Genomic DNA, 21,884 nt, shown 5'->3' with positions numbered 1-21,884 from the left:
GTACGACTGATCGATGCGTTGGCCATCAGATTTCCGAGTCCCAGATCACAATGACAATGCCGGTATAGGTGCCGGCAACACCGGGCCTCAGCATGGATTCCATGTACGATTGCTCAACTTCGAAATGCAGGGTTCCCGGTGCCCGGTCCACATAGAAGCCGGGCTTGAACTGCTGCTCATTCCCCGCACCGGTCCTCAATCGCAGGCGTCTCACGGGTTGGCCTGAGAGGTCGGTTATGCCATTAGGCAGGCTTACGCTGATGTGTAAGACGACTCGACGACCGTTATCCGCACTATTCTCCAGTCCGCATTCGCCACCTATTCCGGGCCCGCATTGCATCAGTATCTTGAATCGCGTCGAGGCCGATATATTGAAAGTCTGGTCACGGAACAGTCGCACCGGCCGGCGTCCGGCTTGCAGCCAGCTTTGCCATCCGCCTTGCGGCTCCAATCGGATTTTGTTGCCACCTGGAGGGATATCGACCTTGAGGGTGTGCTGAACATCAAGCACAAAACTCAGGGTCAGATCGGAATCGTTGGGCACCATCACGTCGCCCATGTCAAAGTCACCGCCCGGCCCGATGCGATAAGTCAGGTCGCCGGTGTAGAGCCCTGAAGACATACCAAGCGGATTGGGCGTACGCAGTTCATAGGCGAAATCCAGGTACTCGTAGTACATGGTCGGAATCCTGAAACTGGCAGTTTTTACGCAGGTGCCCTGAATCGGGGTTTTCCAGTAAAACTGGTAAAAATCATCGGTGTACCAACCGACGCCGCTGTACTGACACGGCGACGGGGGGTTCACCCAGCTGCCATACGGGCCGCCCCACAATGCCCGGTGCCCTTCAAGCGTATTGGGTGCACCTGTAAGGTTGGTGACCTTGTCGTCGAGCACGTACCGCGATCCAAATCCGGCAATGCGCATCTCGACCTGTTCCGACTCACCGGTTTCGGCATTCGTAACCGTCAATGCACGCCATTGCGCCGGCACGGTGAACATCGAACTGTTGCGCTGCGAGTCATGGGGTTGCATGGCCCTTACGGAATCGAACCGTATGGGCAGGCGGATGCTGAAGGTCGCGTTCTGTTCGCATTGGTCGGGATAGTCCGCGCAGTAACCACTGACCGGGGTTTTGTTGATGAACGTATTACGTTGCGGGTTTGCCGGGTCAGGCCGGAACAAGGCCCTGATCTCCTGATTGACCGCCTCGGCCGTGGGCGCCACAAACAGCGCCAGCAAGCACAGCCACTGCGGCATACACGTCTTGAAATTAACCATTCAACTGGCCTCCTGGCGAGTCAATGACGCATCCGCCAACGTATCCGGCGTGCACCGCAGATCGCCGATCATCAACACGTTGTTTTCACTGCGGTGCTTGTCGGTATCGAGCCGGAACTGGCACAGCAACTGGTCGGCGTAACGCACTTCGAGGGTCGGTGAACCGGCATGCATTTCCATCGAGAAGAAGCCATCGACTTCACTCACCCCACGGCTGGCGTGGTTGATCACGTGGTGGCCCTTGAGCGGCCGGCCTTGTGGGTCGACCAGACGTCCGAGCACGGTCAGGGTTTTCATCACGTAGACCTTGCGGTACTCCACGCCGCCCTTGTTCAGGTGATAACGGGTGCGTGCCGGCTCGATGCTGGCCGCTGGTGCGTGATTGCCTTCGAAATCGAAGCTCACCGAACTGTTCCTGTAGGCCGTCAGCGGTATGAAATTGCGCCCCGGACGCAATGCCGCGCTGCCGCCGCTGAGGTCGTCGGCGCGTAACGCGATGCCGTCGATATCAGACTCGACATCGACGATCATCCCGGCCCCTCGTCCTTGATGCTGACTGGTCAGGGCCATGCGCTGGCCACCGACGACCACGGTGCTGTCCAGGTTCAAGCCGCCGGTGAAGTTGTCGTTGAACGACGAGCGCTGGATAAAACCGTCGCCGTTGATCGCGTCGGTGCGAAAGTTCGCCAGGCTCGACAGGCCGACGCCGTAGGTGTCGGTCAACGCAGTCACCGAGACGCTCTGCAGGATGTGGTCTTGCAGGTCTTTGCGATAACCGAGCGAGGCGTTAGTGTCGCGGCTGCCATCACGGGCGGTGCGGCTGCCGATGCTGCCGGAAACCTGCTGACCCGGCCCGCCGAGCGCCACGCTGATGCTCAGGTCGACCCCGCGATTGCGCGCGTCACCACTGCTGTAACTGCCGGGACGATCGAACAGTGACAACCGCCAGTTGGCGTCGCTGCCCAGCAGCATCGTGCGCTGCGTCCAGCCCAGGTCGACGCCGACGCCTTCAACGTTGCCATCACTGTGGGAGACCCGCGCGTTGAGCGAACTCTTGCGGCTGATGCGGTGGTTCAGCGCCAGCGATGAATTGCTGGTCTCGCCGGTGAACACATTGCGTTGGCGCACGCGGGTGCCATCGGGCAACGTATCGTAGGTGTTGGTGGTGTCGAGCCAGCTGCGGTTGTGGCTCACCACCAGACTGCCGGAACCATAGTTGTAGAGCGCTTGCAGATCGGCGCCGGTGCCGTGGTCTTCGGTCTGGTACAGATTGGCATAGAGGCTGACGCTGTTGGCCAGGCTCCAGTCGATGGAACTGCCGTACTGCAGCGTGTTACGCACCTGACGTGCCGACAACCCGAGGATTATCCGTGGATGCAGCAGGTAGTTGATCGCCGCGCCTGCGGTCGCATCGCCGCTGTACTGTTGATCCCAGTTGCTCAGCAGTTTGCTTTCCTGCCCGGCGAACAGGTTGTAGCGCCAGCGCTCCTCAAAGTTGCGCCAGTTGGTCGGTTTGTAGATCAGCTCCTGAGTAGTCGAGGTGACCTGGCCGTCTTCTATCAAGCGCACTTCCACATCATAGATGCCGCCGGGCAACGGGCGGGTATCGAGGGTTTGCAAACCGGCGGGCACCGATTGGGTGTTGAGCAGCAGACCATCGCGATAAATCTCCACCGACGCCTGGCGATTGGCGGTGACATAGATCGGATAAACGCTGGGTTTGGGGCTGTCGATCGCCAGGCTGTCGGAACTGCCGTACATCACGCCAACGGCGGTGTCGGGGCTGGTGCCGAACGAACGGGGCTGACGGGTCAGGCCCTCGGAATTGGGGGTGAAGTAGCCCAGGCGGAAAAAACTGCCTTGCAGTTCGCGCTGGGTGTAGAGCTCGTGTACCGCGTGATAGGTCTTGTCATCCGGCCCGCCGAGACGCGCCAGTTGCATGTTGAAGGTCTGGCTCCAGTTGCCCAGGCTGCCGCTGGCCTCCAGGCCATAACGCCCGCCGAGGTTCTGATCCTGGCCGCCGTTGAGGTTGAGCTGGTTGCGCACCATCAGGCCGCTGCTGCCGCCTTCGGGCTGGTCGTAGAAACGTTTGGCCTCAGTGTCGCGCTCGGCATTTTCAGTGACGATCGACAGCAAAGAGTTTTCCAGGTTGTAGTGCACCGCCAACATCTGCTCGGGGCATTGGCCGCTGCAGGTGCCCAACGCCACGCCGGGTTTCAGAATGCTGGCCCAGGTGTCGCGTTCGCCAGCGCTAAAACGGCTGTCGCTGGTGTCGGTGAAATCGAGCAAGGTGACCCGGTCATCGCGGGACAACACGATCATCGCTTCGCCGAGGGGTTGTTGATCAAGCTCGACCCGTACGGCCAATGGCACATCGAAGAAATGTTCCTCGAAATCGGCCGGCAGACCCTTGGCCTGGGCCAGTAAACTTCGAGGCGTATTATCAACGGAAGTCGGCGCCGCAAATGCGCTGCTACATAACAGCAACGCAAGCGTTGCCGCGATGGGCGTCATCGGGAACATGAACAAATACTCTGATTACAAGGAAGTCAAAGCCCGGTCGGCAAACTTGATAGTTTGCCGACCGGTTACGTTACTTTGAGCAAGTAAACGCTTACCGTCGCAGTTGTTACTTATACGGAAGGTTCAACGACCAGCATGACGACACCGGTGTAATCACCCGCATCAGGTTTACCGCCCAGTGCACTGATCTTGAACGGTGCGCGATAGCGGACGTTCGATTCAGCTTCGCCAACAACTTCCTGCGAAGTGGTGGTCAGGGTTTTACCGTTGAGCTCGACTTTCAAGTCGATGGTCTTGTTCCCGGCGATCAGTTTCGGCACGCCTTCCAGGCGGGCGTTCACTTTGCCGGCGGTGTGCAGCACATCAAAGTGCCCGTCGACGGTCTTCATGGAGTCAGTGCCCGGGTTGTAGCTCATGTCCTGGTCTTTGTTGACCAGGTCCGAATCAACCGGCACCGCGTAGAAATCGTCGGATGGAACATGGGCCACAATGCTGATGGAGTGTTTGGCTTCGGTGGCGGCAAACGCCATCGAGGAACTCAGTGCCAGAACAGCCAGAGGAGCAGCGAACGCGATTTTCTTGAACATCTTTCAGTACCTGTCGTTTAAAAAAAAGGATCTAAGTATTGAAAGTTTCGCTGAAGCAAAACAGTCACGAGCAGTGATGTTCCAGCGCAACTCTCAACGCCGAAAGATGATCGTTCAATAGTTCTGGAAAGTAAGCAGGCAAGTTCCGACAAGCTCGTAGCCGGATCGCCATTACACTGGAGAGAAAAAAGCAGGAATAACTTAAACTTCAATATTTGACCGTAAGAATAATACTACAAATACGAAATCAAAACCAAAAACAATGCCATTTAACAGCAACAACTTCCGTAAGACCGATACTACATTACCCGCAAACAAAGGCCGGCATCAACACATTAGAGAGTTAACACTAATTTCAGCGGCTTGCGCTGATTAAAAGCGCTGTTTTTTTCGATATTGAGGGCTTTGCAGGGGCGCACGGCGCCAGAGCTTGCGCCATTGCCCTGCAAAGCCTCGAACGGTTGGCTCAGATCACTTCCGAATCCCAGATCACCGTGACGTTGCCCGACCAGTTTTTTGCCTTGCCGTCCTGCAGCATCTGCTCGACGTGCTCCCGGGCGACTTCAAAGTGCAGGGCTCCCGGCTTGCGGTCGACGTAATGACCGGGCTGGAACAGCTCGGTGCCGCTGCCATCAAGGCGCAGAGGACGACGATCGACCGCCTGCCCCGAATCGTCCGTCAAGCCGTTGGGCAGGCTGACGCTGGTGTTCAAGGGCACAAGCTCAGAAGAGTCGGCAGCGCGCAACGCGCAGGTGTTGCCAACGGAATGCTGGCATTCAAGCTGCATCTTGAAGCGTGAGGAGGCCGAGAGGTTGAACGTCTGATCGCGGAACAACCGTACCGGCTTGCGCCCCTGATTCAACCAGGCTTGCCAACCGCCTTGGGGGACCAGCTCGATGCGATGGCCGCCGGGGGGGATTTCGACTTTGAGCGAATGCTCGACGCTCAAGGTGAAGTTGAGGGTGATGGCACTGTCGTTGGGGAGCATTACATCACCCATGTCGAAGTCCTTGCCTGGACCGGTGGTGTAGGTCAATGAGCCACGATATTCTCCTGACGACATACCCAGAGGGTTGGGGGTCCTGAGTTCATAAACGTATTCGACTGAGCTGAACCTGAACCAGGGAATATCCTTGGTAGGCACAACGCCGCAGGCCCCCGCGCCTTCAGGAATTAGCCAAAAGAAAAACGCAAAAGCGCTTCCTGCAACATTAATGTCAAGTCCGGTACAGGGGGCTGGCGGTCTTGTCCATGGAGCGCGCCACCTCCCTCCCCCCGGTGGCGTCCAGGCACTAACTCCTGGTGGGTAGGAGATATTCCAGGTACCGCCAATGCCTGCCACTCGCACCTCAACGGTCTCTCGCTCACCTGTACGACTGTGGACAACGTCCAGTGCTCGCCAGCTCGACGGGACACTGAAGGTCGCCCCTTGCCGGGGATCGGCATGCCCGGCTGGAATAGGCTGCGAAGAATCAAATCTCAAACCGGGTACCCTCAGGCTGAAGATACCTAATTGCGCGCAGCGGCTAGCTATAAAGTTTGGGCACACTCCGGTCTGTGGGGTTGTGTTAACAAACCGGTTGATCAGGGGATTCGCCGGATCTGGCACGAACCTGGCACTGATTTCCTGCTCCACCGCTCTGGCGGGTGGGGCATGCAATCCGGCGAGCAAGCCTCCTGCCAACGAGAACGCTGCCATTGTTCTTAGCGAAAAAAATAACTTCATTATTAATTAACCCGAAACTTCAGTATGGTGGCTACACCCGTCACTAATGGCACAGAACAAGATCAAGGAGCGATCGCCTCAAAAATCATATGCACACTGCCGTAGTACTCACCGGATTTATAACCGTCGACAGGTTTGACAGCTGCAATCAGCAACTCCACGCGTTTACCACTTTTACCGTCCAGTTCCGAAATGACCTCAGCATTGTTCACACTGAGTTTTATCCGATTGAACGTGACATCCAGCGCGATGTTGTCGACGTCTCTGCCGTTACTTAAGTAAGGTACCTCACTCAAACGGGCAGCAATCGCTCCATTGGCGTTTTTGACATCGAATTGTTTACGCAGCGATCCAAATTCCGCCGTCTTCAGATTCCAGGGCAGTTTTTGCTCTTGGCCTATCCACCCCGGATCCACCGGCAACACATAAAAATCCGCAACAGGGATAGTCACTGACACTTCAAAGGTTTCGCGTTCCACTATTGCAAAGGCGTAAACACTCGCCAGCGTCAGACATACCATCGAGGTGACGGTTATCCATTTTTTCAACATGATCTTCACCTGTTGCTTGCACTTCAATTCTGCAAACAAAGAAATCGAAATCGATATAAAACTAAAAAGCCTGGAAGCAATGAGACGCTCACCCAACTACGGCTTCATCCCTTGATCTCCAGGTTCTGGCTTTTGCTTCCTTCAACCATCGTAAAACGGTATTGCCTACCAGCCTGCTTTTCGAACTGGAATGTCCGACCGGCCAGAATGTGATGCTTGGTTGTTGGCTGACACTCCTGCTCGTTCTTGATCGAGCAGTCCTTGAATTCCTCGATCACCACCACACTATTGCCGTTGTTGCGGATCCGGTACTGTCCCGCCTCGTTCTCGATCACGCTGTCAAAGCGTGTCTCTTTCGGACGAACAAAGAACACCGTGCCATAACCCGACAGTACATTGACCCCGGCCGACAGGTTTTTCTTGTAGTCGTCGCGTTCCTGCTCGGAGACGGCGAACTCATCTTCCTTTTCCGGCACTACCGGCACATAACGCACGCGGAAGTAACGTTCCTTGTCACGTTCGCCCATGTACAACAAACGCGAACCCTGCATGCCATTGGCCGGCACGATCAGTCGCGCCGGACTGGCCATCAGCCCGTCACGCGATTTAGCGTCTGCCTGGTTGACCAGCGGAAATTCCCGGGCTTTGCCATCGGCATCGTAGATAATTTCGAGAATATTGATCTTGACGAAAGCCGTGCTGTCGCCACCATTGAATACACGCTTCAGATAAGTACTCTTATCGCCGTCCAGATAGTCGTAGACCACCCCGACATTGATCTGCGGCGCGGCCACAACAGCATGGGAGAAAAGAGAAAAACCAAACAGTGCCAACAGACGCTTCATGACATACCACCTCAATAAATTAAAACCGTCGAACCGGATCAACCGGCCGTCTCAGCGTTGCTGGTTGCATCCGCCAACGTCTCTGGTGAACAACGCAAATCCCCAATCATTAACACATCGTTTTCCCGCTGGGCGTTGTCCGGATCGAGACGGAAACGGCAGAGCACCTGATTACCGGAGCGCACCTCCAGCGTCGGTGAACCGGCGTTCATTTCCATGGAGAAGAAGCCGTCGACTTCACTCACCCCACGACTGGCGTGGTTGATGATGTGATGGCCCTTGAGGGGGTTACCCTGGGGGCTGACCAGGCGGCCGAGTACGGTGACGGTTTTGCTGATGGTGATCTTGCCGTACTCGACGCCGCCCTTGTTCAGGTGATAGCTGGATCGAGGCGGTTGAATGCTCGCGGCGGGCACGTGGTTGCCCTCGAAATCGAAGCTCACCGAGCTGCTTTTATACGCCGTGAGCGGCACGAAGTTACGACCCGGGCGCAGCACGGCACTGCCGCCGCTCAGGTCATCGGCACGCAGGGCAATGTCGGCGATATCCGACTCAACGTCGATGATCATGCCCGCTCCATCGCGGTGGGTTTGGCTGGTCATGACCATTTTCCGCGCACCGATTGCCACGGTGCTGTCCAGGTTGAGTCCGCCAGTCAGGTCATTGTTATAGGAAGAACGCTGGATAAAACCGTCACCATTGGCCAGGTCCGATTGCATCGTGGTCATGGCGGACAAGCCCATGCCATAGGTATCGGAGGTCGCGGTAGCCGAGACACTCTGCAGCAAGTGATCCTGAAGGTCTTTACGATAGGTCAGCGAGGCATTGTTATCACGCCCGCCCTCCCGCGCCGTGCGCGAACCGATGCTGCCGGACCATTGTTCTCCTGAGTCGCCCAGTGCGATGTTGAGGCTCAAGTCAATACCACGGTTTCTGTCACTACCTGAACTGACACTGCCCGGCCGGTCGAACAGCGACAATCGCCAGTTGGCATCACTGCCAAAGAGCTGAGTGCGCTGAGTCCATCCCAGATCCAGCCCCGTGCCTTCGGTATTCCCCTGGCTATGGGATACACGGGCATTGACCGAGCTTTTGGTGGTCAGTCGGTGATTGACCGATAGCGATGAGTTGCTGGTCTGGCCGACGAACACATTGCGCTGACGCACCCGCGTGCCGTCGGGCAAGGTGTCGTAAAGCCGGGTCGTGTCGAGCCAGCTGCGGTTATGGCTGGCGACGATGCTGCCCTTTCCATAGGAATACAAACCCTGCACATCAAGGCCGGTACCGTAGTCTTCGGTCTGGTAGATGTTGGCGAAAAGACTGGCATTGTTGACGACCGTCCAGTCGACCGATGCGCCGTATTGCAGGGAGTCACGCACCTGCCGGCCGGTCAAACCGAGGATCACTCGCGGGTGCAACAGGTAGTTGAATGCCGCTCCGGCAGTCATATCCCCCTCGGATTGCTCATCCCAGTTGCTGAGCAACCTGGACTCACGACCGGCGAAAAGGTTGTAGCGCCAGCGCTCGTCATGATTGCGCCAGTTGTTCGGTTTGTAGACCAATTCCTGAGTGCTGGACGTGATCTGACCGTCTTCGACCAGTCGCACTTCCACCTCGTAGATGCCGCCCGGCAGCGGGCGCGTATCGAGGGTTTGCAATCCGGCGGGCACGGCTTGGGTATTGATCAACAGGCCGTCGCGGTAGATCTCTACCGAGCCCTGGCGATTGGCAGTGACGTAGATCGGATAAATCGCCGGCTTCGGATTGTTGATCACCAGGCTGTCGGAGCTGCCATACATGACACCTAGCGCCGTATCGGGGCTGACGCCAAATGTACGAGGCTGACGAGTCATTCCTTCGGTGGTGGGAGTGAAGTAGCCCAGGCGCAGGAAATTGCCCTCCAGTTCGCGCTGGGTATAGAGCCCATGCACGGCGTGATAGAGCTGATTTTCCACGCCCCCCATTCGGGACAACTGCAGGTTGACGGCTTGAGTCCAGTTTCCCAGGCTGCTGCTGGCTTCGAGGCCGTAGCGCCCGCCCGTATCCTGGTTCTGGCCGCCATTGAGGTTCAATTGATTGCGCACAATCAGACCGCTGCTGCCGCCTTCCGGCAGGCTGTAGTAACGCTGCGCCTGCTCATCGCGTTCGGCGTTGGCGGTGAGAATGGACACCAGCGAGTTTGCCAGACTGTAGTGCACGGCAAGCAATTGCCCCGGGCATTTGCCCTGGCAGCTGCCGAGCGCGCCCCCTTGGCTCAGATAGTTTGACCAGGTATCTCGTTCGCCTGCCTTGAATTTGCTGTCGCTGACATCGGTAAAGTCGACGAGGGTAATGCGATCATCGCGACTTAACACCACCATCGCCTCACCAAGAAACTGTTGATCAAGTTCCACCCGGACCGCCAACGGCACATCAAAGAAGTGCTCCTCGAATTCAGTCGGTAAACCCTTGGCCTGAGCCAGCAGACTTCGAGGTGTATGGCCATTGTCCGTCGGCGCAGCCAAGGCATTTGCACAAAAGACAAGGGCAAGCGCCGTCGCGATGGGAGTCATCGGGAACATGAACGAATTACTCTGAATATAAAAACGTTAAAAACCGAACGACAAACAAAATAGTCAGTCGTTCGGCAAGTGCTATCGAATTAGACCTTGGCCTTAATTAATAACCTTATTAAGGACCCACTTTAGGAATGGCGTCGAAGATCACCACGGGTGTGGCGGTGTAGTTTCCACTCTTGCCAGCGGCCGGTTTGGCTGCGGCAATTACCAGTTCGGCCCGAGTGCCAGGTTTAGCCAGGGCTTCACTTACAACTTCCTTGGAGGTTTCCGTCAGTTCTACGCCGTTGAAGGTATAAGTCAGGGCGATCGAATCAGTACCATTGAACAGTGGCTGTGGACCACCTTCAACATAGGCGCCCACTGCACCGTCAGTGTGCTTCACATCGAACATCTCACGCAACGAGCCCAATGTGCCATCCACCACGTTGTAGGCCATTTTTTCGTTGTCGCCGAAGCCAGGGGTCACTGGCTGAGCATGGAAAACGCTACTCGGGACGGTGGCGCTGATATTAATGGAGCTGCGTGCTGTTTCGGCGGCAAATGCAACGGAAGAACTCAGCGCCAGGATTGCCACAGGAACGGCAAATGCAACTTTCTTGAACATGCTTGAATACCTTTTAATTTCAATGACAGATTATTAAAAACAAGCCAAAAACAACAAGAACATGCCGAAATTATATTCAGCAAGTTACTGAATCAGTATTTAGCCAAGTTTTAACCCGAAAGATATTCAAGCAATCACAAGGAAAAGTATGTAGGGATATTCCTCACCGCATGTAGTAATAAAAACCGTACATCAGCGAGTAGTCGTTGTGTCTCTCAAGTCGTTACCCAACCCTGACGTCAACGCCTGAAAGCCACCACCGCTCACCACCGCTCACCACCGTTGGTCACCACCCCTTGCACAGGCCACAAGATATATCTTAAGTTATGTCTAAATACGACGAGAGAGAACGCAAAAAATGAGAGACCATCATTCCCCCCACCGCGAACACGGCGACGGCCGCGATGGCTTCGAGAAACGCCCTGGCCGCGAACGCGGTGGGCGTGGCCCGCGAGTATTTGCCCCCGGCGACCTGAAACTGCTGCTGCTGGCGTTGATCGCCGAACAGCCGTGCCACGGCTACGACCTGATCCGCCAGATCGAAGGCATGTTCGACGGCGCCTACAGTCCCAGCCCCGGCGTGATCTACCCGACCCTGACGTTTCTTGAAGAAAGCGAATTGATTACCGGCGACGCCGAAGGCGGGAAAAAACGCTACAGCGTGACCGACGCCGGACGCCAGTCCCTCACCGAGCAAGCCGTCGCCCTAGAAGGTGTGCGGGTGCGCATCGATGTCAGCAAGCGTTCGTTGCGTGGCCATGATCGCCCGGCCGAAATCCACGAGGCGGTGCACAACCTGCGCCATGCCCTGCAACTGCATCACGGCCGCTGGAGTCCGGAAGAAATCCAGCGCGTTGCGGCCCTGCTCAACGACACCGCCAAAGCCATCGTCGACGGCCCTGCCGTTCAACCCGTTCAGGAGAAAGCCGAATGACTGAAGTGATCGCGCAAACCATTCACCGCGTCATGCACGAAATCAAACGCCGTCGCCTGGAGGTGTTGCGCGTGGTCGACCTGACCCCGCGCATGCGCCGGATTACCCTGGGCGGGCCGGAGTTGGCGGGGTTCGTCAGCCTGGGTACGGACGATCACGTCAAACTGTTGTTCCCGCAGAACGCCGAGCAGGCTGCGGCACTGGAAACCCTGGTGCTGGGCGCCGGCAAGGACAACGGCCCGCTGCCCGAGATGCGCGACTACACGCCGCGCCGCTATGACCTGAGCACCCTGGAACTGGACATCGACTTCGTGCTGCACGGCGACGGCCCGGCCTCGACCTGGGCCGAACAGGCCAAACCGGGGCAGTTCCTGCACATCGGCGGGCCGCGGGGCTCGATGATCGTGCCGGACATGTTCGACAGCTACTTGCTGATCGGTGACGAAACCGCCCTGCCCGCCATCGCCCGGCGGCTCGAAAGCCTGGCGGCCAACCGCCGTGCGCTGGTGATCGTGGAAGTGGAAAACGGCAAGGAGCAGCAAGTGCTGGAAAGCGCTGCCGAGGTCAATGTGATCTGGGTGCTGCGCGAAGGTGGCAAGGACAACCTGCTGACCACCGTGCGCCAGATCCAGGTGCCCGGCGGCAGCCTGTACGCGTGGGTCGCGACCGAGAGCAAGGTGTCGCGGCGGATTCGTCGGGTGTTGCTCGATGAGCATGGGCTGAACGAGCAGTTCGTCAAGGCGGTGGGCTATTGGCGGCTGGATGGCAGCGACGAGGAATAACAGGCGTCACACTGTGGCGAGGGGGCTTGTCGGATCGCCGCACCGCCCCGTTCGGCTGCGAAGCAGTCGTAAAATCTGCTCGTACGGTGTTTCAGATAAAACCTCGTTGCAGGTTTTAGCACTGCTGCGCAGCGCAACGGGGGCAAGCCCCCTCGCCACAAAAAGCATTCCACACCGCCTTATCTGCGGTTACATTCGAGCACGCCACCGATCCAGCGCCACCACCCACAAAGCAATCACCACAAACCCCGCCAACAATCCCCCGGCGTTGATGAACACCTGTGGATAACCCAGTTTGTCCACGTCAATGAACGGGTACGGATAAGTCGCCAGCAAATGCCCGCGCAGCAACGAGTAAGCGAAGTACACCAATGGATAAATCACCCACAACGCGATATGCCCCCAACGCAACGAGCCTTTCGGTACACAGAACCACCAGTACCCCAGAAACAGCAGCGGCATGACGTCATGCATCAGCTCATCGGCCAGCCATTGCCAGCCTTCGGGATGCCATAGATGGCGAAGCAATACGCTGTACGCCAGGCCGACGACAGTGATGCTCACGGCAACCCCACTAATGACCCAGGGCTGCAAGAACCAGCGTCGAGCGGCGGACTCGCGGGACGTCAGTTCACAGGTCAGCACCGTCGCCACCAGGGTGTTGCTCAGCACGGTGAAATAGCTGAAAAAACTCACCAGCCCACCGATCAGACTGGCCCCCAGCGTCCAGCGCGAATAGAAAATCAGGTACATCTGGATGCTCAATCCCGCCCAGCCGAGCATGGCAGCCACGACTACAAAACGGCGGCGCATCGCGCAAGGATCGACCATGTTCAGAGCGGTCGTTTGGTGCGCATCAACTTCACATACAGACGTTCGACCTTCTCCCGCGCCCACGGGGTTTTACGCAGGAACGTCAGGCTCGACTTGATGCTTGGGTCGCTCTTGAAGCAGCGGATATCGATGCGTTCGGCCAGCCCCGACCATTCGTAGTGTTCAACCAGGGCGTTGAGGATTTGCTCCAGCGTCACGCCGTGCAGCGGGTCGATGTTGTGTTCGGTCATGCCGGGCCTTCAAGCAGAGTGGGAATTGGAAGTCGCGCACCTTACGTTAAATGTAGGTGAAACGGAAAAGATCGCAGCCTTCGGCAGCTCCTACATTGGAATGCGATCCCCCTGTAGGAGCTGCCGAAGGCTGCGATCTTTTGTCACTGTTACCGAATCCGAAAGGCTGCATGTCAGTAAAAGCCCTTTCTCTATTTGTAACAGATCATTATCCTTGCACCCGCTTTAGCTGAAACGCTTCTGCTAGCTATTTCTTCCGTTTATTCCCCAGAAAAAGATCAAGAATTTCTTCTCTATGCCTGATTTTCAACTTTCGAAAGACAGCGCTGTCTTCAAACCTGTTGCCTGCCGAAACACCTTGAACCTGATAGGCGGACTCACCGCTTTGGGCCTTGCCACTTGCGCTCACTCGGCTCCGGCCTTCGATAGCGGCTCACCGTGGATGCTCGGCGACTGGAACGGCACTCGCAGCGAACTTGCGGAAAAAGGCTACGACTTCAAAGTCGATTACACCGGTGAAATGGGCAGCAATCTGCACGGCGGCTACGACCACGACCGCACCGCCCGCTACAGCGACCAGTTCGGCCTGGGCACCCATCTGGACTTGCAGAAAATCCTCGGCTGGGACGACGCCGAGTTCCAGCTGACCATCACCGAACGCAGCGGCAACAACATCAGCAATGACCGCATCAATGACCCGCGTGTCGGCGGTTTCACCTCGGCCCAGGAAGTCTGGGGCCGCGGCCAGACCTGGCGCCTGACGCAGATGTGGTATCAGCAGAAGTTCCTCGACGAAAAACTCGACATCAAGGTCGGCCGTTTCGGCGAAGGCGAAGACTTCAACAGCTTCCCTTGCGACTTCCAGAACCTGGCGTTCTGCGGCTCCCAGGTCGGCAACTGGGCGGGCGACATCTGGTACAACTGGCCGGTCAGCCAGTGGGCACTGCGGGTCAAATATCACCTGACGCCAGAGCTTTATGCACAGGTCGGCGCGTACGAGCAGAACCCGTCGAACCTGGATCGCGACAACGGCTTCAAGCTCAGCGGCAGCGGCACCCAGGGCGCGGTCCTGCCGGTGGAACTGGTGTGGACGCCGAAACTCAACGGCCTGCCGGGTGAATACCGCGCCGGTTACTACTACAGCAGCGCCAACGCCACCGACGTCTACAAGGACAGCAACGGCCAGCCTGCCGCCCTGAGTGGCGAAGCCTACCGCAGCGCCTCGAGCAAGCACGGCATGTGGCTGGGCCTTCAGCAGCAAGTCACCAGCCTGGCCAGCGATCATTCCCGCGGCCTGAGCCTGTTTGCCAACGGCACGATGCACGACAAGAAGACCAACGCCATCGACAACTACGTCCAGGCCGGTCTCGTCTACAAAGGGCTGTTCGACGCCCGGTCCAGGGACGACATCGGTTTTGCCATGGCCCGCGTCCACGTCAACCCGGCCTATCGCAAGAATGCCGAGGCGACCAACCAGGCCAATGCCGTTTTCGACTACGACAACCCGTCCTACCTGCCACCCCAGGACACCGAATACAGCGCCGAACTCTATTACGGCGTGCACGTGACCAACTGGCTGACCGTGCGCCCGAACCTGCAATACATCCGCCATCCCGGCGGCGTGAACGAGGTCGACGACGCGCTGATTGGCGGGATCAAGGTCCAGTCGTCGTTCTGAGCAACACCATAAAACCTTTGTAGGAGCGAGCTTGCTCGCGATGGTCGTCAACGATAACGCTGCGAGCCTGACTCCCCGCGGCGTTCTCGGGTTTTTCGCGAGCAGGCTCGCTCCTACAAGGACTACGTCAACCACACCGGTTTTATGAACCATGCCCGCGCCGGATCGTCATCTACAGTGAACTGGCGCAGGACTACTTGAAACATCACGGAGAATCACACTTATGAGCACTGATGGTGCCTTGGGTCGAAGCCGTCTGTTGCCGACCCTGCTCGGCATGCTGCTTCTGCTAATGGGCCTGGCCATGCTGGCCGGGGGGATCAAGCTGAGCATGCTCGGCGGCTCGCTGTACTACCTGCTGGCCGGCATTGGCATTGTGCTGAGCGGCGTGTTGCTGATCGCCGCCCGCCGCGCGGCGCTGGGCCTGTACGCACTGGTGCTGTTCGCCAGTACTGTTTGGGCGCTGTGGGAAGTCGGCCTCGACTGGTGGCAACTGGTGCCGCGCCTGGCGCTGTGGTTTGCCCTCGGTGTGGTGATGCTGCTGCCGTGGTTCCGTCGTCCATTGCTGATCAACGGCCCTGCCCCTGTGGGAACTGGCGCCTTGAGCGTGGCCGTGGTCCTGGCTGGTGTGACCGCCGTGGCCAGCCAGTTCACCCACCCGGGCGAGACCTTGGGCGAACTGGGCCGCGACACCGCGGACATGACCAGCACCGCGCCGCAGATGCCCGAAGGCGACTGGCAGGCCTATGGCCGCAGCGAATTCGGCGACCGCTACTCGCCGCTCAAGCAGATCACCCCGGCCAACGTCGGCAAGCTGCAAGAAGCCTGGCGTATCCAGACCGGCGATCTGCCAACCGCCGATGACCCGGTGGAACTGACCAACGAAAACACCCCGCTCAAGGCCAACGGCATGCTCTATGCCTGCACCGCCCATAGCAAGGTGCTGGCGCTGGACCCGGACACCGGCAAGGAACTGTGGCGTTTCGACCCGCAGATCAAGAGCCCGGTGGGCTTCAAGGGCTTCGCCCACATGACCTGCCGCGGCGTGTCGTACTACGACGAAGCGGCCTACGCCCAGTCTGAAAACGCTGCCTCCGCCGTCATCTCTGAAGCCGGAAAAGCCGTCGCCCAGGCCTGCCCGCGTCGTCTGTACCTGCCAACCGCCGATGCACGCCTGATCGCACTCAACGCCGACACCGGCAAGGTCTGCGAAGGTTTCGGTAAAAACGGTGTGGTTGACCTGACCCAAGGCATCGGCCCGTTCACCCCCGGTGGCTACTACGCCACCTCGCCGGCTGCGATCACCCGTGACCTGGTGATCATGGGCGGCCACGTCACCGACAACGAGTCGACCAACGAGCCATCCGGCGTGATCCGTGCCTTTGACGTACACGACGGTCATCTGGTGTGGAACTGGGACAGCAACAATCCAGACGCCACCGAACCACTGCCAGAAGGCGAACACTACAGCCGCAACTCGGCCAACATGTGGTCGCTGGCCAGCGTCGACGAAAAGCTCGGCATGGTCTACCTGCCACTGGGCAACCAGACCCCTGACCAGTGGGGCGCAGACCGCACCCCGGGCGCCGAGAAGTTCAGTGCCGGCCTGGTCGCGCTGGACCTGGCCACCGGCAAGGTGCGCTGGAACTACCAGTTCACTCACCATGACCTGTGGGACATGGACGTCGGCAGCCAGCCAACCCTGCTGGACATGAAAACCGCCGACGGGGTGAAACCTGCGCTGATCGCCCCGACCAAACAGGGCAGCCTGTACGTCCTCGACCGTCGTGACGGCACGCCGATCATCCCGATCAAGGAAATCCCGGTTCCCCAAGGCGCCGTGAAAGGTGACCACACCGCACCGACACAGGCCCGTTCGGACCTGAACCTGCTGGCCCCGGAACTGACCGAAAAAGCCATGTGGGGGGCCAGCCCGTTTGACCAGATGCTGTGCCGCATCCAGTTCAAGGAGCTGCGTTACGAAGGCCAGTACACCCCGCCGTCGGAACAGGGCAGCCTGATCTATCCGGGTAACGTCGGCGTCTTCAACTGGGGCGGCGTTTCGGTCGACCCGGTTCGCCAGATGCTGTTCACCAGCCCGAACTACATGGCCTTCGTCTCGAAAATGGTGCCTCGCGCCGAAGTCGCGGCCGACAGCAAACGCGAAAGCGAAACAGCGGGCGTGCAACCGAACACCGGCGCACCTTATGCGGTGATCATGCACCCGTTCATGTCGCCGCTCGGCGTACCGTGCCAGGCGCCGGCCTGGGGCTACGTGGCCGGCATCGACCTGACCACAGGCAAAGTCGTGTGGAAACGCAAGAACGGCACCAGCCGCGACAGCTCGCCATTGCCTATCGGCCTGCCACTCGGCGTGCCAAGCATGGGCGGCTCGATAGTCACCGCCGGCGGCGTCGGCTTCCTCAGCGGCACGCTGGATCAGTACCTGCGCGCCTATGACGTCAATACCGGCAAGGAGCTTTGGAAATCGCGCCTGCCGGCTGGCGGTCAGGCTACGCCGATGACCTACACCGGCAAGGACGGCAAGCAGTACGTGCTGTTGGTCGTCGGTGGCCACGGCTCACTGGGCACCAAAATGGGTGACTATGTGATTGCGTACAAACTGTCCGAGTAAGTTTTAGCGGCAGTAAAACGAAAGGCGACGCCCGTGAGGACGTCGCCTTTTTTGTGGCCGCAGATTTCAAATCACCCCCGACCCCCTGTGGGAGCGAGCTTGCTCGCGATAGCGGTCTGACAGTCACTTCAAGGGTGTCTGTCATGCCCCCATCGCGAGCAAGCTCGCTCCCACAGGGGATAGTGTCGCCGCAAAATCCAGCTAACCTGTCTCTGCGCTGAACACGCCTTCGAAACACGGCGTTGCAGAAAATGACCGTTGAAACCACCGCCAACCTGCCCCATCTAAGACCCATACCCATTGTGCAGGTGCCCCCATGAGCGACCAGCAAGAATTCCCCGAAGACCCGAGCGAATACGCCGATCCACAAAGCGCTCCACAGCACAAACCCGGCAAAGGCCTGGCCCTGCCCGGCCAGAACCTGCCGGACAAGGTCTACATCATCCCGATCCACAACCGGCCATTCTTCCCGGCCCAGGTTCTGCCGGTCATCGTCAACGAAGAGCCGTGGGCCGAGACCCTCGACCTGGTGGCCAAGTCTGAACACCACTCCCTGGCCCTGTTCTACATGGACAGCCCCCAGGAAGATCCGCGCCACTTCGACACCTCGGCCCTGCCGCTCTACGGCACCCTGGTCAAGGTGCACCACGCCAGCCGCGAAAACGGCAAATTGCAATTCGTCGCCCAGGGCCTGACCCGTGTGCGTCTGAAAACCTGGCTCAAGCACCATCGCCCGCCGTATCTGGTGGAAGTCGAATACCCGCACCAGCCCACCGAGCCGACCGACGAGGTCAAGGCCTACGGCATGGCGCTGATCAATGCGATCAAGGAACTGCTGCCGCTCAACCCGCTGTACAGCGAAGAGTTGAAGAACTACCTCAACCGCTTCAGCCCCAACGATCCGTCGCCGCTGACCGACTTCGCCGCCGCCCTCACTTCGGCCACCGGTAGTGAGCTGCAGGAAGTGCTCGACTGCGTGCCGATGCTCAAGCGCATGGAAAAAGTCCTGCCGATGCTGCGCAAGGAAGTCGAGGTCGCGCGCCTGCAAAAAGAGATTTCCGCCGAAGTTAACCGCAAGATCGGTGAACATCAGCGTGAATTCTTCCTCAAGGAGCAACTCAAAGTCATACAGCAGGAGCTGGGCCTGACCAAGGACGACCGTAGCGCCGACCTCGAACAGTTCGAGCAGCGGCTGGTGGGCAAAGTCCTGCCGGCGCAAGTGCAGAAACGCCTCGAAGAGGAAATGAACAAGCTGTCGATCCTCGAGACCGGCTCGCCGGAGTATGCGGTCACCCGCAATTACATCGACTGGGCGACCTCGGTGCCGTGGGGGGTGTACGGCGAGGACAAACTCGACCTCAAGCATGCGCGCAAGGTGCTGGACAAACACCACGCCGGCCTCGACGACATCAAGGACCGCATCCTCGAATTCCTCGCAGTCGGCGCCTACAAAGGCGGGATCAGCGGCTCCATCGTGCTGCTGGTCGGCCCGCCGGGCGTGGGCAAGACCAGCGTCGGCAAATCCATCGCCGAATCCCTGGGCCGACCGTTCTATCGCTTCAGTCTTGGCGGCATGCGCGACGAAGCCGAGATCAAGGGCCACCGCCGCACCTACATCGGCGCGCAGCCGGGCAAACTGGTGCAGGCGCTCAAAGACGTCGAAGTGATGAACCCGGTGATCATGCTCGACGAGATCGACAAGATGGGCCAGAGCTACCAGGGCGATCCGGCTTCGGCCTTGCTGGAAACACTCGACCCGGAACAGAACGTCGAATTCCTCGACCACTATCTGGACCTGCGGATGGACCTGTCCAAGGTGTTGTTCGTGTGCACCGCCAACACCCTCGACTCGATCCCCGGCCCGTTGCTCGACCGCATGGAAGTGATTCGCCTGTCGGGCTACATCACCGAAGAAAAAGTCGCCATCGCCAAGCGTCACCTGTGGCCCAAGCAGCTTGAGAAAGCCGGCGTGTCCAAGGGCAGCCTGAGCATCAGCGACAGCGCGCTCAAGGCGCTGGTCGACGGCTATGCCCGTGAAGCCGGCGTGCGCCAACTGGAAAAAAACCTCGGCAAACTGGTGCGCAAAGCGGTGATGAAACTGCTCGACGAACCGAAAGCGGTGATCAAGCTCGGCCCGAAAGATCTCGAAGCGTCGCTCGGCAAACCGGTGTTCCGCAACGAGCAGGTGCTGGCGGGGGTCGGCGTGATCACCGGCCTTGCCTGGACCAGCATGGGCGGCGCGACCCTGCCGATCGAAGCCACGCGTATCCACACCCTCAACCGTGGGTTCAAGCTCACCGGGCAGTTGGGGGATGTGATGAAAGAATCGGCGGAGATCGCCTACAGCTACGTCAGTTCGCACCTGAAGTCCTATGGCGGCGATCCGAAGTTCTTCGACGAAGCCTTCGTCCACCTGCACGTACCGGAAGGCGCCACGCCGAAGGACGGCCCGAGCGCCGGCGTGACCATGGCCAGCGCCCTGCTGTCGCTGGCACGCAACCAGCCACCGAAAAAAGGCGTGGCCATGACTGGCGAACTGACGTTGACCGGGCATGTACTGCCGATTGGCGGGGTGCGCGAAAAGGTGATTGCAGCGCGGCGGCAGAAGATTTTCGAGCTGATCCTGCCGGAGGCCAACCGGGGTAATTTCGAAGAACTGCCGGAGTATCTGAAGGAGGGTATTACCGTGCACTTTGCCAAGCGCTTTGCGGATGTGGCCAAGGTGTTGTTCTGATGGTCTTGTAGCGCCTGTACTGCCGTCTTCGCGGGCAAGCCCGCTCCCACAGAAAATTGAGTCAGTCACAAAACTTATGTGCACCCTCAATCCCTGTGGGAGCGGGCTTGCCCGCGAAGGCGTCGGCACTGACAACGCCAACTCCCAACCCTGTCACACTTTGTCTCATCTTCAGTTATGCTCGCCGTTCGTCGCCAACGCCGGAGCCACTGATCTCATGTCCCCCACTCGCCTGCTTGTCCCCCTCGCCCTCGCCTTGCTGGCCGCGTGCGCCACGCAACCTGCACACAACGTGACTGTGGAAAAACAGAGCGAATGCCCGGTGCAACTCAGCAACGGACAAAACCTGATCCTGACCCTGCCGAGCAATCCGACCACGGGTTATCGCTGGGCGATCCAGGATTCGGCCGGCGGCGTACTGCACGCCTTGGGGCCTGAGGTGTATCGAAATCCGGAAGATGCCGGCATCGTCGGTTCGGCCGGGGTTTCGACCTGGCGCTTCCAGGCTTTTGCGACCGGCACGGGACGCCTGCGCCTGACCTCGCAACAGCCATGGGCGCCGGAAGTGCTGCCGGTGGACTCGTTCGACTGCGCGATTTCGGTTAACTGACCGTGGGCTGGCTGATTCTGGCGCTGATGGGCGCAGTGACCTTTCTTTATGGCCTGAGCGTGCATGCCTCGCTGCTGTGCCTGCTGGTCAAGCCGCTTCCGGTACTGGCCCTGCTCGGCTGGCTGCACGACGCTCCACCCGGCGAGTACCGGCGCTGGATCAGCCTGGGCCTGATTTTCTCCTTGCTCGGCGACGTGTTGCTGGCGTGGCCGGGGGATTTGTTCGTGTTCGGTCTCGGCGCATTTCTGGTCGCCCACCTGGCGTATCTGAAAGCCTACTTGAGCGATTGCCGGCGCCTGGCTCTTTTACCCCTGATCATCGCCCTTGGCGTTGGTGCGGTGCTGTTGGGGATTCTGATTTCTCATGGACTGGGGCCACTACTGGTTCCGGTGATCGTCTACGGCCTGGCGATCAGCACCATGCTCTGGCGTGCGCTGGCCCGGCTTGGCAGTGATGTGCCCAAGCGTTCGGCCTTGCTGGCTGCCGGTGGCGCGGTGGCCTTTGTGTTTTCGGACAGTGTGATTGGCATCAGCCGTTTTGTGGTGCCGTTCGATGCGGCGCCCTATGTGATCATCCTCAGCTATTGGCTGGGGCAGTGGGGTATTACCGCTTCCGCGTTTGGTCAGAAAGAGCGTTAAAAAGATCGCAGCCTGCGGCAGCTCCTACAGGGGATCGCATTCCTATGCAGGAGCTGCCGCAGGCTGCGATCTTTTGATTTGGCGGTTTATCAGACAACCCGCGCATCCCCGCGCCAACTTGGCTAAAATGCCGGCC

The 21,884-nt window shown here is 58.9% G+C and carries 17 protein-coding genes; 7 read left to right on the top strand and 10 right to left on the bottom strand.

Translation table 11 applies throughout. The features are described 5' to 3' along the window. Positions 1 to 25: 25 nt before the first annotated feature. The 8 genes from KSS91_RS05855 to KSS91_RS05820 form a co-directional block, all read right to left on the bottom strand. Positions 26 to 1,279 carry a hypothetical protein gene (locus KSS91_RS05855; protein ID WP_102674814.1) on the bottom strand — a complete coding sequence of 418 codons (1,254 nt, stop codon included), beginning with the start codon at positions 1,277 to 1,279 and terminating at the stop codon, positions 26 to 28. Further along, a complete protein-coding gene (locus KSS91_RS05850; protein WP_217837317.1) occupies positions 1,280 to 3,802 on the bottom strand; it encodes a CS1-pili formation C-terminal domain-containing protein in 2,523 nt (840 codons plus the stop codon). It abuts the gene before it with no gap. A gap of 110 nt (positions 3,803 to 3,912) precedes the next feature. Then, complete coding sequence (locus KSS91_RS05845) at positions 3,913 to 4,389, bottom strand: CS1 type fimbrial major subunit (protein WP_102699083.1); 477 nt, start codon at positions 4,387 to 4,389, stop codon at positions 3,913 to 3,915. 466 nt (positions 4,390 to 4,855) lie between these two features. Continuing rightward, entirely contained in the window at positions 4,856 to 5,425 is a 570-nt protein-coding gene (locus KSS91_RS28095; RefSeq protein WP_225923722.1) for a hypothetical protein, read from the bottom strand. 752 nt (positions 5,426 to 6,177) lie between these two features. Continuing rightward, positions 6,178 to 6,762 (bottom strand): CS1 type fimbrial major subunit, encoded by a 585-nt coding sequence (locus KSS91_RS05835; RefSeq protein ID WP_367617151.1) that lies wholly within the window; start codon positions 6,760 to 6,762, stop codon positions 6,178 to 6,180. 8 nt (positions 6,763 to 6,770) lie between these two features. Next, a complete protein-coding gene (locus KSS91_RS05830) occupies positions 6,771 to 7,511 on the bottom strand; it encodes a molecular chaperone (RefSeq protein WP_217837315.1) in 741 nt (246 codons plus the stop codon). Between the two features lie 38 nt (positions 7,512 to 7,549). Beyond that, positions 7,550 to 10,072, bottom strand: a complete 2,523-nt coding sequence (locus KSS91_RS05825; RefSeq protein WP_217837314.1) for a TcfC E-set like domain-containing protein — start codon at positions 10,070 to 10,072, stop codon at positions 7,550 to 7,552. Between the two features lie 109 nt (positions 10,073 to 10,181). Continuing rightward, a complete protein-coding gene (locus KSS91_RS05820; protein WP_217837313.1) occupies positions 10,182 to 10,673 on the bottom strand; it encodes a CS1 type fimbrial major subunit in 492 nt (163 codons plus the stop codon). A gap of 358 nt (positions 10,674 to 11,031) precedes the next feature. On the opposite strand from KSS91_RS05820, the gene KSS91_RS05815 reads away from it, so the two are divergent. Next, entirely contained in the window at positions 11,032 to 11,607 is a 576-nt protein-coding gene (locus KSS91_RS05815) for a PadR family transcriptional regulator (RefSeq protein ID WP_015093673.1), read from the top strand. After that, a complete protein-coding gene (locus tag KSS91_RS05810) occupies positions 11,604 to 12,389 on the top strand; it encodes a siderophore-interacting protein (RefSeq protein WP_217837312.1) in 786 nt (261 codons plus the stop codon). Before KSS91_RS05815 ends, KSS91_RS05810 begins: the two co-directional genes overlap by 4 nt. 189 nt (positions 12,390 to 12,578) lie before the next feature. Here the strand turns inward: KSS91_RS05810 and KSS91_RS05805 are convergent, their stop codons facing one another. After that, on the bottom strand, positions 12,579 to 13,220 hold the full coding sequence (locus tag KSS91_RS05805; RefSeq protein ID WP_126053026.1) for a Pr6Pr family membrane protein: 642 nt from the start codon (positions 13,218 to 13,220) through the stop codon (positions 12,579 to 12,581). A 2-nt stretch (positions 13,221 to 13,222) separates the two neighbouring features. Beyond that, positions 13,223 to 13,453, bottom strand: a complete 231-nt coding sequence (locus KSS91_RS05800; protein WP_007975135.1) for a VF530 family protein — start codon at positions 13,451 to 13,453, stop codon at positions 13,223 to 13,225. A 295-nt stretch (positions 13,454 to 13,748) separates the two neighbouring features. Between KSS91_RS05800 and KSS91_RS05795 the strand changes: the two genes are divergently transcribed. The 5 genes from KSS91_RS05795 to KSS91_RS05775 all read left to right on the top strand — a co-directional run bounded on the left by KSS91_RS05795 (position 13,749) and on the right by KSS91_RS05775 (position 21,748). Then, complete coding sequence (locus KSS91_RS05795) at positions 13,749 to 15,131, top strand: carbohydrate porin (protein ID WP_217837311.1); 1,383 nt, start codon at positions 13,749 to 13,751, stop codon at positions 15,129 to 15,131. Between the two features lie 223 nt (positions 15,132 to 15,354). After that, complete coding sequence (locus KSS91_RS05790) at positions 15,355 to 17,766, top strand: glucose/quinate/shikimate family membrane-bound PQQ-dependent dehydrogenase (protein WP_217837310.1); 2,412 nt, start codon at positions 15,355 to 15,357, stop codon at positions 17,764 to 17,766. A gap of 316 nt (positions 17,767 to 18,082) precedes the next feature. Next, positions 18,083 to 20,500, top strand: a complete 2,418-nt coding sequence (lon, locus tag KSS91_RS05785) for an endopeptidase La (RefSeq protein ID WP_225923721.1) — start codon at positions 18,083 to 18,085, stop codon at positions 20,498 to 20,500. Between the two features lie 217 nt (positions 20,501 to 20,717). Continuing rightward, positions 20,718 to 21,110, top strand: coding sequence for a protease inhibitor I42 family protein (locus KSS91_RS05780; protein WP_217837309.1), 393 nt, complete (start codon positions 20,718 to 20,720; stop codon positions 21,108 to 21,110). Between the two features lie 2 nt (positions 21,111 to 21,112). After that, on the top strand, positions 21,113 to 21,748 hold the full coding sequence (locus KSS91_RS05775) for a lysoplasmalogenase (RefSeq protein WP_217837308.1): 636 nt from the start codon (positions 21,113 to 21,115) through the stop codon (positions 21,746 to 21,748). Positions 21,749 to 21,884 lie beyond the last annotated feature (136 nt).

Source organism: Pseudomonas azerbaijanorientalis (assembly GCF_019139795.1).
Taxonomy (GTDB): Bacteria; Pseudomonadota; Gammaproteobacteria; order Pseudomonadales; family Pseudomonadaceae; genus Aquipseudomonas; species Aquipseudomonas laurylsulfatiphila.
The sequence above is the reverse complement of the archived record's forward strand: the minus strand, read 5'-3'. Positions and strand labels throughout refer to the sequence as shown.